This is a genomic window from uncultured Gelidibacter sp. (assembly GCF_947500795.1).
Lineage (GTDB): Bacteria > Bacteroidota > Bacteroidia > Flavobacteriales > Flavobacteriaceae > Gelidibacter.
In genome coordinates this window covers 168,720-183,539 of the sequence record NZ_CANMTE010000004.1, presented here as the reverse complement: position 1 = coordinate 183,539, position 14,820 = coordinate 168,720, and the positions used below count along the sequence as shown (strand labels likewise).

Sequence of the window (14,820 nt, the reverse complement as noted above, 5' to 3'; positions counted from 1 at the left end):
ATTCTGGGGACCATCAAAACATACTAAACATGAAATTAAAATTTTTAAGTGCCCTCATTTTGTGTGTGCTAGTGGGATGCAAAACTGCAACCCTTTTAGAAGTGCCTACACAAACGTCTCACTTCAATCATGAAATTTTCGAAGACCATAAATTGGCACCACGAGCAACTTATTTTGGGTTTGAATCGGCAGACATACATAAGAAGGAAAACTCAAAACGGTTTTTAAGTTTAAATGGGCAATGGAAATTTAATTTTGTTACAGACCCAAAAACAAGACCAACAACCTTTCAAAATATCGATTTTGATGATTCTCAATGGAATACCATTCCGGTGCCCGCCAATTGGGAGGTGGAAGGTTATGACCATCCTATTTATTTGGATGAACGCTATCCATTCACCACAACTTGGCCTAACGCACCCACCGATTATAATCCTGTAGGAACCTATAGAAAAGAAATCACTTTAGACGAAGCATTCTTATCTGAAGAAGTCATCTTACATTTTGCAGGTGCTAAATCGGCAATGTATGTCTATGTTAATGGCGATTATGTTGGGTATTCTCAAGGCAGTAAATTGCCGGCAGAATTTAATATTACCAAGTATCTAAAAGCAGGTAAAAATATATTGGCCCTGCAAATGTTCAGATGGAGCGACGCCAGTTACTTGGAGAGTCAGGACTTTTTACGCATGAGCGGCATAGAGCGCGACGTCTATTTATATACGCAACCTAAAGTGGCCGTTTCTGATTATTACGCTTACACCAATTTACAAGACAACTATACCAATGGCGTTTTAAAAAACACCGTTTCAATAGTTAATCCATCGAAATATGCAGTTCAAAGAAAGGTGTCTGTTGCGGTGTTGGAGGGCGAAACTTCAAAATTTACCGACTCGAAAATTTTAGAAATTCCGGCGAATGAAAGTGTTGAGTTTATTTCAGAAGGCATTTTTGAAGTTGTAAAAAAATGGTCGGCTGAACAACCAAACTTATACACGCTTAAAATAAGTTTAGAAGACGAATCCAATGCTAAAAACAACCAATATATTACAAGAAAAATAGGTTTTAAAAGCGTCGAAATTAAGAATTCTCAAGTGCTGATTAATGGTAAAGCCATTTACATCAGAGGTGTTAACAGACATGAAACTGATCCGTTAACGGGGCATGTGGTGTCGCGGGAATCGATGGAAAGGGATATTCAGCTGATGAAGCAGAATAACATTAATGCCGTTAGGTCTTCGCATTACCCGAACGATCCCTATTGGTTGGAGTTGTGTGATCAATATGGTTTGTATGTGGTAGACGAAGCAAATATTGAAAGTCACCCATTGGCCATTGATGAACAGACACAAATCGGGAGTGAAATGAGTTGGTTGGCAGCACATGAAGCGCGTACACAACGCATGTACTATCGCGATAGAAATCATGTGTCCATTTATTCATGGTCGCTTGGTAACGAAGCGGGAACAGGCGACATATTCAGAACCACTTACAAATGGTTAAAGTCACAAGACGATAATCGAATCGTGCAATACGAACCGGCAGGCAAAGATGATTATACCGATTTGTATTGCCCAATGTATCCAAAGCCTGAATACTTAATTGCTCACGGAAAATCGAATTCTGATAAACCGTCAATAATGATTGAATATGCGCATGCTATGGGGAATTCGGTTGGAAATCTTCAGGATTATTGGGATATTATTGAAACCTATCCTAATCTTCAAGGCGGCTATATTTGGGATTGGGTAGATCAGGCATTAGAATATAAAGATGAACAAGGCAACCCGTATTTTGCCTATGGCCACGATTATCATACAGATTTGCCAACAGACGGGAACTTTTTAAATAATGGTTTGGTAGATCCGCTCCGTAAGCCACATCCACATTTAACTGAAGTCAAGAAAGTATACGAACCTGTGCAGTTTAATTATCTGGGTAATGGCGTGATAGAGATTGTCAACAAGAATTTCTTTATAGATTTATCAGATAAAACCATCGCTTGGAAAATTTTAAAAGATGGAATAGAGATTGTTCAAGATCAGGCCATAGTGGTGCATGTGAATCCGCAGGAGTCTGCTAAAATCAAGCTTGAAAAATTCCCAACTGCTTTGAATGCAGAAAACGAATACCTACTTCAAGTGAGTTTAATCCAAAAAGAGGCTAAAGATTTAATTCCGAAAGGTCATGAAGTGGCTTGGGATGAATTTTTACTTCAAAAAGGAAACCTTAAAAATACAGAATCAAAGGAGGGAATAGCGCTCGAAATCAGTGAAAGCAACGATGTGTTTACAATTAAAAATGACCTTGTAGATTTTCAAATTAATGCCAAATCGGGAGAAGTCCAGTCATGGACCTACAAAGGAAAACGCATAACGAAAGACCCAATCCGCCCGAATTTTTGGAGAGCCCCAACGGACAACGATTTAGGAAACAACATGCACCAATGGGCTAAAGTTTGGCAGAATGCTACTTTTAATAATAGTCCCAAATTAGTTGGAAATCCTATGGATTCAAAAGGGGACGTTACGTATAAAGTGGATTATGTTTTACCGAATAATGAGGCTAATGTGCAAGTGCAATACACTTTAAAGTCTGATGGAAGTCTGAATGTGGCGTATAGTTTTTCACCCAATCAAAAGGACCTTCCAAACATCTCTCGTATTGGTATGTATATGACTTTGTCTAAAGATTTTGCAGACGTCGCGTGGTATGGAAAAGGAGAAACAGAAAGTTACTGGGACCGAAAAACTGGCGTTAAAACGGATGTCTATTCAGGGAAAATTGTAGATCAGTTTGAACGATACCTTCGTCCACAGGAAACCGGAAATAAAACGGATATACGTTGGGTCGAAGTGTCATCGCCTCATGTAACTTTAAAAGCAGCGGGTAACGTGTGGCTCAACACAAGTGTATGGCCTTTTGCCATGACTGAAATCGATTTTAATAGCGACGATGCCAGCGCATCTGCTTCAGGTTTAGTGCCGGTGACAAAAAAGCACGGTGCAGATATTAAGATTGGGGAAACGGTGCAATGGAACATCGATTATCTACAAATGGGAGTGGGTGGTGATACCTCATGGGGAAGATTGGTGCATCCAGAATATACTATTCCTGCTGATAGGAACTATCACTACAGCTTTACTATTCAGCCATATAATTAGTCTGAGCAGACAATTTAGTTGAGATTCAAATCAATAAAAAAAAAGGTTACATATGATTGTAACCTTTTTTTTTATGTCTATTCAATCAAGAAAGACTGATGGTGGAAATTGGACATCATTTATGTGAAATACTAAAAACTCAATTTTTTTACAAAAAGTTCCTTAAGAGCAAGATTAAAAATAGCTTTTTAAGCACGATTGGAACAAATGCTTAAAATCTTGTAACCTTTATTCCTTTTTCTTATCCAACTGATATAAACAGTTTAAAATCTATAATATCATGAAAACAACAATGAATTACGGGATGACTCTAATTTGTGTATTCTTTTTCACAACCTTAATGTTTTCTCAAAGCACGCCTCAATTAACTGATCCTGAAATTGCTTCCGTTGCCGTTGTGGCCAATCAAATTGATATTGACTATGGAAAAGTGGCCCTCAAACGTTCAAGCAATAAAGAAATTATTGATTTTGCAAATCGAATGATTGAAGACCATACAGCGGTGATTAATCAAGCCGTAGATTTAGTAACTAAGTTAGGTCACGCCTTTAGACAACGAGGTAAGCCAATCACTTTTAACTCAATCTTCTGAAACACTTAAAAAATTGAAAGGTGCGAGAAAAGGAGATTTTGATAAAATATATATAGATAATGAAGTCGCTTATCATGAAGCAGTCATTGGAGCCATCAAAAACATATTAATTCCGCAAGCAAAGAATAAAGAATTGAAAGCGTTGCTCGAAACAGTACTTCCAGCTTTAGAAACTCATCTCGGACATGCGAAAATGGCTCAAGCTAAAATATCAAAATAATGAAAACGCATAAACAATATTTCTCGAAATACGTGATGATTTTCACCATGTTGACGTGTTTTGCAGTGTTTTTTATGAATGGTCAGCATGCTGAGGAAGTTTGCCAACCCAAACGACATATGGTAACCATAATTAAAATGAAGTTCGAACCAGCAAATCTAACAATCAAAAAAGGAGATACGGTTGTTTGGGTTAATAAGGATTTCTTTCAACATGATGTTACTGAAGTATCAAGAAAATGGTCATCTAAACCTATGAATCAAGGAGCCACGTGGTCAAAAGTGATTAATGAAGATGTGAACTATTTTTGCGATCTACATAAGGTGATGAAGGGCACTATTACTATAACTAAATAAGGTATGCTTAAGAATTAGTTTAGGTAATATCAAATGATTTTCTAAATAGTAATATCTGGATTAATAGTGTCACATTAATTGTTTCCTGGTTGGTGTGTGTTAGAACCCAAGAACATTTGACTTGAGAAAGTGAAATGTTGCTTGGGTTTTTTGCGTGAAGTTCTTTTGTTTCATCGGAAGTTTTTCAATGGCTTCGTTTGTTTAGGTAGGCTTTGGCGCACTTTTATCTTATTTAAATATCTATTTGCATAATTTTGTTAAATAAAGATTAACGTAGAAAATTTATTAAATTTTAAATTTAGCTTTGTTTATATTCGTTTATAACTCTATTTTAAGAGGCAATAATCATCAATTTAAATGAAAAAAAGATACATTCTTCTCACGCTTTTCATCTGCGGGTTAATAGCACTCATTGCCTATAGAATAAGTGCGAATTCTAAAATAAATACTCCTAAAAATGCGCAAAGGGCAGTTTCCGAAATGGGTGTCCAAGGTAAAGTACTGAAAGCTGAAAAGTTTGCTGATAATCTTTCCCTATCCGGAACATTGGAAGCCAATGAAGAAATTGAATTGCGCAGTGAAATTTCCGGCGTTGTAGAAAGCATCAATTTTGAAGAAGGCACTAAAGTTTCCAAAGGTCAAGTGCTGTTTAGAGTGAATGATATTGAACTTCGCGCACAATTATCAAAAGTAAAAACGGCTCAACAACTAGCGTCTGAAAACCAACGAAGAGCGAAGTTGTTATTAGAAAAACAAGCCATCAGTGTTGAGGAATATGACATGGCAAATGCCGATTTTGAATCTGCCAAAGCGCAAACACAACTCATAGGAGCACAATTATCTAAAGCAACCGTTCGCGCTCCATTTTCTGGGACTATTGGTCTACGTTCCATTTCTAAAGGGACTTATGTAACGCCAGCCACTCCAATTGCGAAATTGGTTAATACAAGTCAGTTGAAACTTACCTTCGCCATTCCGGAAAAATACGTTTCCCTTATGAAGGTAGGCAGTGCATTGACCTTTACTACTTCTAATTCAAACGAAGAACACACTGCTAAAATTTATGCTATAGAACCTCAGGTGGATATTGCCACGCGGACTTTAAAGATGCGTGCAATTGCCGATAATAAGGAAGGTAAACTATATCCGGGAACGTTTGCAAATGTCACTTTGCCACTTGAAACTGTTGAGGATGCATTATTAGTACCTACAGAAGCGTTAATTCCCATCCAAAATGGAAAGAAAATATTTGTTGTAGATGGCGGAAAAGCTAAGGAAGTGGTTGTGGAAACAGGCGCCAGAACAGACAGTATGGTGCGTGTGCTTTCAGGAATTAAAGTTGGCGATACCATCTTAACTTCAGGTGTGATGTCTCTCAAAAATGGAACGCCCGTAAAAGTGAACCTTAAGAATTAATTGCGCTGATGAGTTTATCTACCTTAAGTATTAAACGTCCTGTACTTGCCATTGTGATGAATTTGGCCATCATGCTCTTCGGGATCATTGGCTATACCTATCTTGGTGTCAGGGAATTTCCATCTATTGATCCAGCACAAATCTCCGTAAGTACGAGTTATTCTGGTGCTAATGCTGATATTATTGAATCGCAGATTACAGAACCGCTTGAAAAATCCATTAACGGAATTGATGGCATCAGAAATATTACTTCTTCCAGTAACCAAGGTTCCAGTCGAATTAGTATCGAATTTAATTTAGATAAAGATCTTGAAGAAGCGGCAAATGATGTGCGTGATAAAGTATCTCAGGCGGTAAGAAGTCTACCTCAGGATATTGATGCACCTCCAGTCGTATCAAAAGCTGATGCCGATTCTCGTGCGATTATTTCCATGACGGTTCAAAGTGATAACAAAAATATTTTAGAACTTACTGATTATGCCGATAACGTCCTTGCGCAGCGTTTGCAAACCATTCCGGGCGTAAGTAGTGTGCAAATTTGGGGGCAACGCAGGTATGCCATGCGCATGTGGATTGATCCTATCAAGTTAGCTTCTTATGGCGTGACAGTTGCCGAAGTCAGACAAGCTTTATTATCGCAAAATGTCGAGTTGCCATCTGGAAAACTGACGGGAGCGAATACCGAGTTGACCGTAAAAACGATTGGAAATCTTACCACTGAAGAAGAATTCAATGACATTATAATATCTTCAGAAGGCGGAAAAGTAGTTCGTTTTAGTGATGTTGGGAACGCCACTTTGGAAGCCGAAAACATGGAAACCAAACTGAGTGATTCCGGGCAACCTATGGTCGCCTTAGCCATTGTGCCGCAGCCTGGTGCTAATTACATTTCTATTGCTGATGGCTTTTATGAAGAATTTGAAAGGCTTAAAAAAGATTTGCCTGAAGATTTCAAATTAAATGTTGTTATAGACGATACCATCTTTGTAAAACGCTCCATTATTGAAGTGGTAGAAACCCTTGCCGTTACTGTGATATTGGTGATTTTGGTCATCTATTTCTTTTTTAGAAACTGGTCCATGGCCTTGCGTCCGCTTATTGATATTCCGGTGTCGTTAATTGCCACCTTCTTTATCATGTGGATGTTTGGATTCTCGATTAATGTCCTCACCCTTTTGGCTATTGTTTTGGCTACGGGATTGGTGGTGGATGATGGTATTGTGGTCACGGAGAATATCTACAAGAAGGTCGAAGAAGGCATGTCGCCTATTGAAGCCGCAATAAAAGGGTCTAATGAGATTTTCTTTGCCGTAATTTCGATTTCTGTAACCTTAGCAGCAGTATTCCTTCCTGTAATTTTCTTAGAAGGTTTTGTGGGACGACTCTTTAGGGAATTTGGTGTTGTGATAGGTGCCGCCGTACTGATTTCGGCATTTGTGTCTTTATCATTAACCCCAATGTTGAATGCCTATCTGATAAAACCAGGGAAGCAAAAGCGTTCTAAATTTTACAATTTTACAGAGCGGTATTTTGTAAAAATGAACACTGCCTATGCAAGTTCTCTTGGGAAATTCATGCAAAATAAATGGTGGAGTTTTCCAATTTTGGTGATCTGTTTTGTCATGATTGGGCTGTTTTATAATTTACTTCAAAAGGAAACCGCTCCTTATGATGACCGAAGTTATTTACGAGTAAGTGTCACGGCTCCAGAAGGTGCGTCCTTCGATTATATGGATCGGTTTATGAATGAAATGACCGATTTAATTAACGATTCCATTCCTGAAAAGAAAGTGAGTTTAATCATCACCTCACCAGGTTTTGGATCGGCTTCTGTGAATAGTGGTCGCGCGATTATTTCATTGGTAGATCCGAGTGAACGTGATCGTTCGCAAAAGGAAATTGCCGAAGATTTGACGCGTTGGACCAGAACTTTTGAAAATGCACGATCCAGTGTTTCAGAAACGCCTACCATCGCCGTAAATAGGAGAGGTGGTATGCCAATTCAATACATCATTCAAGCGCCTAATTTTGAGAAATTAAAGGAGAAGATTCCTGAGTTTATGGAAGCTGCGGAAAGCAATCCGGTGTTTGCAAATACTGATGTCGATTTAAAATTCAACAAACCTGAAATTTATGTGACTATTGATCGTGATAAGGCAAAAAGTTTAGGCGTTTCGGTATTAGATGTCGCGCAAACCTTGCAATTATCGTTAAGTGGCCAGCGTTTTGGGTATTTTATGATGAATGGTAAGCAGTACCAAGTGATTGGTCAGTTTGATAAAAAAGATCGTGCTGCACCAATGGATTTGAAATCCATGTTCGTTAAAAATAATAAGGGACAACTGATACAAATGGATAATTTGGTAACTACAAAAGAGCACAGTAGTCCGCCACAATTGTATCACAACAACCGCTACATGTCTGCAACGGTGTCCGCGAGTTTGGCGCCAGGAATGAGTATTAATGATGGTATCGAGGCCATGGAAAGTATTAGAGCGCAAGTTTTAGATGATTCTTTTACCACAGATTTAGGTGGTGAGTCTCGAGATTTCGTGGAGAGTAGTTCCAATACCATGTTCGCATTCGGATTGGCCCTACTGTTAATTTTCCTGATTTTAGCAGCGCAATTTGAAAGCTTTATAGATCCGTTTGTGATTATTCTAACGGTTCCTATGGCGGTAGCTGGAGCCTTATTTTCATTGTGGTTATTCGGTCAAACTTGGAATATTTTCAGCCAAATTGGAACCATTATGTTGATTGGTCTTGTTACCAAAAACGGAATCTTAATAGTGGAATTTGCCAATCAGCTTCGGGAAGAAGGTATGGACAAATATGAAGCCATCATGAAAGCTTCAGAATCACGATTACGTCCTATTCTAATGACCAGTTTAACCATTGCTTTAGGTGCATTACCAATTGCACTGTCTATTGGCGCAGCCTCGACAAGTAGAATAGGGATGGGGGTTGTTATTATTGGAGGGACTTTGTTTTCGCTTATTTTGACCTTATTTGTGATTCCGTCTATTTATATGATGTGGTCGAGACAGAAGAAACACCGTCCAGAATTTGATAAAATTGATAGTTATGAAACCGAATAAACTTTGGACATTAGGTCTTAGTATCTGTTTTGGGGTATTCGCACTTCAAACCTATGCCCAAGAAGTGTTGACGCTTGAGGAAGCGGTAGAAATTGCGCTTGAAAACAACTATGACATTCGTCTGGCTAAAAATAATTCGAAAGTGGATTCTTTAGGCGTAAGTCCAGGTTTTGCCGGAATGTTGCCAAGAGTTTTTGCTCAGGCTAGCACCAATAATAGTACCCAAAATATTTCGCAAACGCGTTCTGATGGCAATGTCATTGAATTGGATAACGCCAAAAATAATAACCTCAGTTATGGTGTCGGTTTAGATTGGACCATTTTTGATGGTTTAGGGATGTTTGCCCGCTACGATCAATTGAAAGAACTTGAAAAATTGGGGAAAGCAGAATTGCAAGCTACAGTGTTGAATCGGGTGAGTGACGTGATGGTCACGTATTACGATTTGGTGAATCAGCAGCAGCAATTGATGGCTTTAGATAGTACTTTGGTCATTTCAGAACAGCGTGTCGAATTGGCTGATAATCGATTCAGCATCGGAAAGTCCTCTAAATTGGAAGTGCTCAATGCCCAGGTAGATCTTAATACGGATAAAACGCTTCAAATTAGACAACGCGAGCAGTATAAAAACACAAAAATTAGACTTAATGAAATTCTTGGGCGCGATACCCATATTGATTTTAAGGTAAAGGATGAGGTGTTGATTGCTACAGATTTGCAATTGGCCGAATTGGAACACTTGGCAACTACTCAAAATCCAGAGTTGCAGGCACAACTGATCAACAAGCGCATATCTGAATTGGAATTAAAACAGATTAAAGGCAATCGATTTCCAAGGATTTCTGCGAATACAGGTTATAATTTCAGCGATTCAGAATCGAGTTTAGGATTCACCACAAAAAACAATGCAAAAGGTTGGAACTACGGTTTATCTGCAAGTATTGATATTTTTAACGGTTCCAATCAAAATCGGAATAAAAAAATAGCGAAGCTTCAAATTGAAAATTCGGATATTCAAATCAAGCAGCAAACGGAAACCATAAAATCGCAATTGCATACCGCGTACCAAACGTATTTAACCAATTTAAGTTTGATTGATTTGGAAACGAGTAATGAAGATATCGCTAAAGAAAATCTTGAGATTACCTTGGCAAAATATAAAATCGGTACGATTCCGACTATCGAGTTCAGAACGGCACAACTCAATTATATCAACGCCAGTATGCGATTGAGTAATGCCATTTATCAAGCAAAACTTTCAGAAATCACACTCAAACAATTAGCTGGTAATTTATCATTGCGCTAGTAATCGAATTCTGTCAAAATTTTAAGGCCGAAAGGATGTTAATTTCTTATTAAAAGCGTGAGGAGAACTCCATAACTAGGAGGGCTTACAATTTCTTTTAATTACCTTTGCACCTTGATTTTTATATAAAAACGTTAGTTTTAACATTTAAAAGCAAGGGCTTTTTATAACCACAGCGTCCTATAGAAAATAACCTTTTAAACAGTATTTTATTTTAAATAGTAATAACCCCTAGTTAACCTATTGTAATGAAAAATATATTTCTATACTTTTTCTTCATCACCTTATTTTATTCTACCGCAAAAGCCCAAGTATTGGAACCTGTAAAATGGTCCACTTCTGTAGAGAAGATTTCAGACACTGAATATGATCTTATCGCTAAAGCAAAAATTGACAGAGGTTGGCACCTCTACTCTCAAAGTGTTCCTGAAAACGGACCAAAAGCAACCACGTTTACTTATGAATTAGCTAAAAACGCTGAGCTTGTTGGCAAAACGAGCGAAGAAGAAGGACGCACTGTTGATGATCCTATTTTTAATATGCGCATCAAGTATTTTGATGATGTAGCTGAGTTTAGACAGCGTATTAAGGTGATCAACAATGAACTTTCTATAGTTAAAGGCGAAGTTGAATTTATGGTGTGTGATGATATGCGTTGTTTACCACCATCATACGTCGATTTGAATTTTGATTTAAATACCGCTAAAAACCTGTCCAGTAAAGAAGATTCTGAAGCTTCAGAAAGTAATGGTATTATTGATTTTCAGAATCCGATAAGCATTGACACTAACGAGGAAGTTCTAGTAACAGAAACCCAAGATAAAGAAGCTGATAACACAGGACTTTGGACGATTTTCATTTTAGGAATCGGTGCAGGGTTTATCGCGTTATTCACGCCATGTGTATTTCCTTTAATCCCGATGACCGTAAGTTTCTTTACCAAGCAAAGCAAAAACAAAGCGCAGGGTATTAAAAACGCCTTCATATATGGACTATGTATCATCGTGATTTATGTGATATTAGGTACAGGTGTTGTTGCCATTTTTGGAGCGAGCGCTATTAATGAGTTCTCTACAAGTGTGACTTTTAACCTGCTTTTCTTTGTGATTCTCGTCATTTTTGCGGTGTCCTTTTTAGGTGCATTTGAAATTATGTTGCCACAATCATGGGCCAATAAAATTGATAGCAAAGCGGATAAAGGTGGCTATACAGGAATTTTCTTTATGGCACTCGCCCTTGCTATTGTATCCTTTTCATGTACAGGGCCGTTTGTAGGAAATATTATCGTGCTTTCTGCTACTAAAGGCGGACTTGCACCAATGATCGGAATGTTAGGCTTTTCATTGGCATTGGCATTGCCATTTGGTTTGTTTGCTGCATTCCCAGGTTGGTTAAACTCTCTTCCAAAATCTGGAGGATGGTTAAACACGGTAAAAGTGGTATTAGGATTCTTGGAATTGGCTTTTGCATTCAAGTTCCTTTCACAAGCAGATTTAGTGTTACAATTACATTTCCTAGAGCGTGAAGTATTCATAGCTATCTGGATTGCTATTTTTGGAGCATTGTCGTTTTACCTTTTCGGAAAAATCAAATTGCCACACGATTCGCCGTTAACACATATTTCAGTAGGACGTTTGAGCCTTGGATTGATAGCCTTGAGTTTTACAATATATATGATTCCAGGGTTATGGGGTGCGCCGCTTAACTTGATTAGCGCCTTCCCACCACCATTAGATTATGCAGAATCGCCTTATGGTGTTGGTAATTCTAAAACCGGCGGAAATGTTATTGCTGGCGAATCGCAAGAAATTCCTGATGGCGCACATCTTTTAGCACCACATCAAATCTTAGCGTTTAATGATTATGACAAAGGCGTGGCGTATGCCAAAGAAGTTGGCAAGCCAATTATGTTAGATTTTACGGGTTGGGCGTGTGTCAACTGTAGAAAGATGGAACAGAACGTTTGGCCAAATGATCAGGTGCTGAATATGCTTAAGAATGAGGTGGTGTTGATTTCCTTATATGTGGACGACAAACGTAAACTTGAAGGTGATGAGGTTATTGAATCTAAATTACGACCAGGAAAGAAACTGAAATATATTGGTCAAAAGTGGAGTGAATTCCAAACGATACGCTATAAAACCAATACGCAGCCTTTTTATGTGCTGATAGGACATGATGAAGAAAATCTTAATGATCCTGTTGGTTATACACCAAATGTGGACGAATACTATGGTTGGATGGAAGAAGGTGTAAAAGCATTTAAAAAGTAAGCGCTGGCATCTTGATAAGCAAAAAAAAACCACTTCGCAAAACGAGGTGGTTTTTTTATGCCGTACTTGGACGTGCTTATATAACGTCATGAAATTTAATCGTTGCTTTTTTTAGATTTTCCGAAAGCGTTTTCAACCATATTAATTGATTCGAAATTAAATACGCTTCTTGAAGATGGTGAAGCGATTCGGTATCCAATTCCGTCTCTCCTTTTAATATGTTTTCATCACGAGCTCTTGATAGCCTGTGATAGGACTCCATGAGTTTGTCCTGAGCTTTTTCAATATCTATTGAAGTCGTTTCGCAATCTACAGGCGTATCGCTCAAAATTGAGCATGACGATTGTAGGGTGTTGGCAATCCTTAAAATTAGAGCGTCGAACTCCTTAGATGCAGGCGTGGTTTGGTGGTTGATAATAAAACTTCCAATGGAGGCAATTGCAGAAACCATGGTCTGATTTAAAGTGACCATACCATAAATAAGTTGAAACTCTTTCTGTTTTGATTTCGGGTCTTGCGTCATTCTCTGAAACGCCGAATTCAAATTACTAATAGCTAAAAAGGCTTCCTTTCTCGCAATTTTATAGGCCAACTCATTCTCCGTTTTATCATGATATAAATCTTGAGTTGCGAGCAGATATTTTTGATTTTTATTCAAAGCATCCACTAGTACATTCTTTAGATTCAATGCTTCCCAACTTGGCCATAACACGTAATTGGCAATTACCGCAATACTCGCGCCTAATATTGTATCAATTACCCTGTACTGAATCACCTGAAACGCATCCGGATTAATAAGAGAGTACACAAACACAATATTAATCGTTACAAAAGCTGCTGACGATTTATAATTCTGCTGCACTAAAGAGAAAGCTAAAGTGAGTGAAATAATGGCCAACACCGCATAAATGATAACATTCTGCGTGAGTAAAACGATGCCAATCGCGAATGCAGCGCCAATGAGTGTTCCAACAATACGATCTTTAGAACGCTCTTTGGTCAAGCCATAATTAGGGCGCATAATAACGATGATGGTAAGGAGAATCCAATATGTATTTCGGATATCTAATAGCGTCCCTAAAATAAAGGCAAAAACCATTGCGACGGTAAACCGAAGAGCATGTCTGAATAAAGTGGAATTTAAGCTGAAATTTTGAATGATGACATTGAACCGGTATTCTTGAAGCGTTAAGAACTTACTGGTATCCTGACGTTTTAAGGAGACTTTTGAAGAATCCTTAACGTTTGCCATCACACGGCGTATCGCTCTAATTTCTTGAGCGATGTGTTCTTGATAATCGTATAAATTACGCAATACCAAAGCGCCTTCACGTGCTTTTGGCAATTGTACATCTTCAATATATTGCGCAATATTCTTTTTTACCTGTGATAAACTATCCAATAAAATATCGGAGTCAGAAACTTTGTCATTTTTAATCAACAAATCAGATAAGGTCTTCAATTGATTGCCCATGACTTTATTGAGCTTTTTAGACGCTTTCAGATATTTCCGATCCTTAAAAAGTCGGTCCATATCATTATAATCTAAATGCTTCGCCTCAACAAGCTCAAAAATATTGACTGATGAAATAAAGATCAGCATATGCTTTTCATCATAATGGGAGCGCCCGGAACGTTTTCGTTCTAACAGCAGTAATTCCCTAAGTGTTTCGTGCTTTTCATTGATTTGACTTTGTAGGACGAAGGCTTCTTGCATCAATTCTTGACGCTTGGTCTTCTTGGTCAGTAATCGTGCACGTAATTGGAGATATTCACCAATTAGGGTCAGGGTTTCTGATAAAAATTGGACTTCATCTTTTTTAGGGGCTAATTTCCTGAACAGAAATGACACCATCAAGTACCAAAGTCCGCCGCAACCCATTAATAACACATGAGGAAAAATTTCCGCCGCGGTTTCTTTTTCAACAGCAAACGCCAGTACCATCGCTAACAAACCCGAAAACGACACCAACGATGCTCTAAATCCGTAAACGGACAGCAACGACACGAAGAATGAAATGGCCGCCATGACGATGACTAAAAGTGGGAGGTAGGGCTTGCAAAAAAGAATGATGGTAAAAATAAGCATCGTCAACGCCGTACTGATTAATATGGCGTTGACTTTTCTTTTTAAACTGCCCGGAATATCTCCAGGGGCATTTAAAAAAGCACCCATAACAATGGGAAGTGCGAATTCAAAATCCCCAATAAAATAAAACAGAATCAATGGTGTAACCACAGCAAATGTCAAGCGGACTCCTCTGTAAAAGTGAGAGCTTTTTAAAAATATTTCTATGGTTTTTAGGTGTGCTTTCAATGTGATCTTTTAGTGTTACAAAGGTATGTTAATTGATACGCTCTATCATAAGGTAAGATTATTTTAATGTTATGGCAT

Annotated in this window: 9 protein-coding genes; 8 read left to right on the top strand and 1 reads right to left on the bottom strand. The window is 38.2% G+C overall.

Going from position 1 to position 14,820, the window contains the following annotated elements; all coding sequences use genetic code 11:
* Positions 1-29 precede the first annotated feature (29 nt).
* From Q0947_RS10975 to Q0947_RS10940, 8 genes are all read left to right on the top strand, one after another.
* Positions 30-3,164 carry a glycoside hydrolase family 2 TIM barrel-domain containing protein gene (locus Q0947_RS10975; protein ID WP_299397147.1) on the top strand — a complete coding sequence of 1,045 codons (3,135 nt, stop codon included), beginning with the start codon at positions 30-32 and terminating at the stop codon, positions 3,162-3,164.
* A 280-nt stretch (positions 3,165-3,444) separates the two neighbouring features.
* The gene (locus Q0947_RS10970) at positions 3,445-3,756 is read left to right on the top strand and encodes a DUF4142 domain-containing protein (protein ID WP_299397145.1); all 312 of its coding nucleotides are present in this window, start codon (positions 3,445-3,447) and stop codon (positions 3,754-3,756) included.
* Positions 3,757-3,769: 13 nt separating this feature from the next.
* The gene (locus tag Q0947_RS10965) at positions 3,770-3,976 is read left to right on the top strand and encodes a DUF4142 domain-containing protein (RefSeq protein ID WP_299397143.1); all 207 of its coding nucleotides are present in this window, start codon (positions 3,770-3,772) and stop codon (positions 3,974-3,976) included.
* The gene (locus Q0947_RS10960; RefSeq protein WP_299397140.1) at positions 3,976-4,332 is read left to right on the top strand and encodes a plastocyanin/azurin family copper-binding protein; all 357 of its coding nucleotides are present in this window, start codon (positions 3,976-3,978) and stop codon (positions 4,330-4,332) included. Before Q0947_RS10965 ends, Q0947_RS10960 begins: the two co-directional genes overlap by 1 nt.
* A gap of 357 nt (positions 4,333-4,689) precedes the next feature.
* Complete coding sequence (locus Q0947_RS10955; protein WP_299397138.1) at positions 4,690-5,748, top strand: efflux RND transporter periplasmic adaptor subunit; 1,059 nt, start codon at positions 4,690-4,692, stop codon at positions 5,746-5,748.
* An 8-nt stretch (positions 5,749-5,756) separates the two neighbouring features.
* A complete protein-coding gene (locus Q0947_RS10950) occupies positions 5,757-8,846 on the top strand; it encodes an efflux RND transporter permease subunit (RefSeq protein ID WP_299397135.1) in 3,090 nt (1,029 codons plus the stop codon).
* Positions 8,833-10,152: a TolC family protein gene (locus Q0947_RS10945; protein WP_299397133.1), complete on the top strand. Its 1,320-nt coding sequence runs from the start codon at positions 8,833-8,835 to the stop codon at positions 10,150-10,152. Before Q0947_RS10950 ends, Q0947_RS10945 begins: the two co-directional genes overlap by 14 nt.
* A 248-nt stretch (positions 10,153-10,400) precedes the next feature.
* Positions 10,401-12,425 (top strand): cytochrome c biogenesis protein CcdA, encoded by a 2,025-nt coding sequence (locus Q0947_RS10940; protein ID WP_299397130.1) that lies wholly within the window; start codon positions 10,401-10,403, stop codon positions 12,423-12,425.
* Positions 12,426-12,501: 76 nt separating this feature from the next.
* On the opposite strand, the gene Q0947_RS10935 is transcribed toward Q0947_RS10940, so the two are convergent.
* Complete coding sequence (locus Q0947_RS10935; RefSeq protein ID WP_299397127.1) at positions 12,502-14,742, bottom strand: FUSC family membrane protein; 2,241 nt, start codon at positions 14,740-14,742, stop codon at positions 12,502-12,504.
* Positions 14,743-14,820 lie beyond the last annotated feature (78 nt).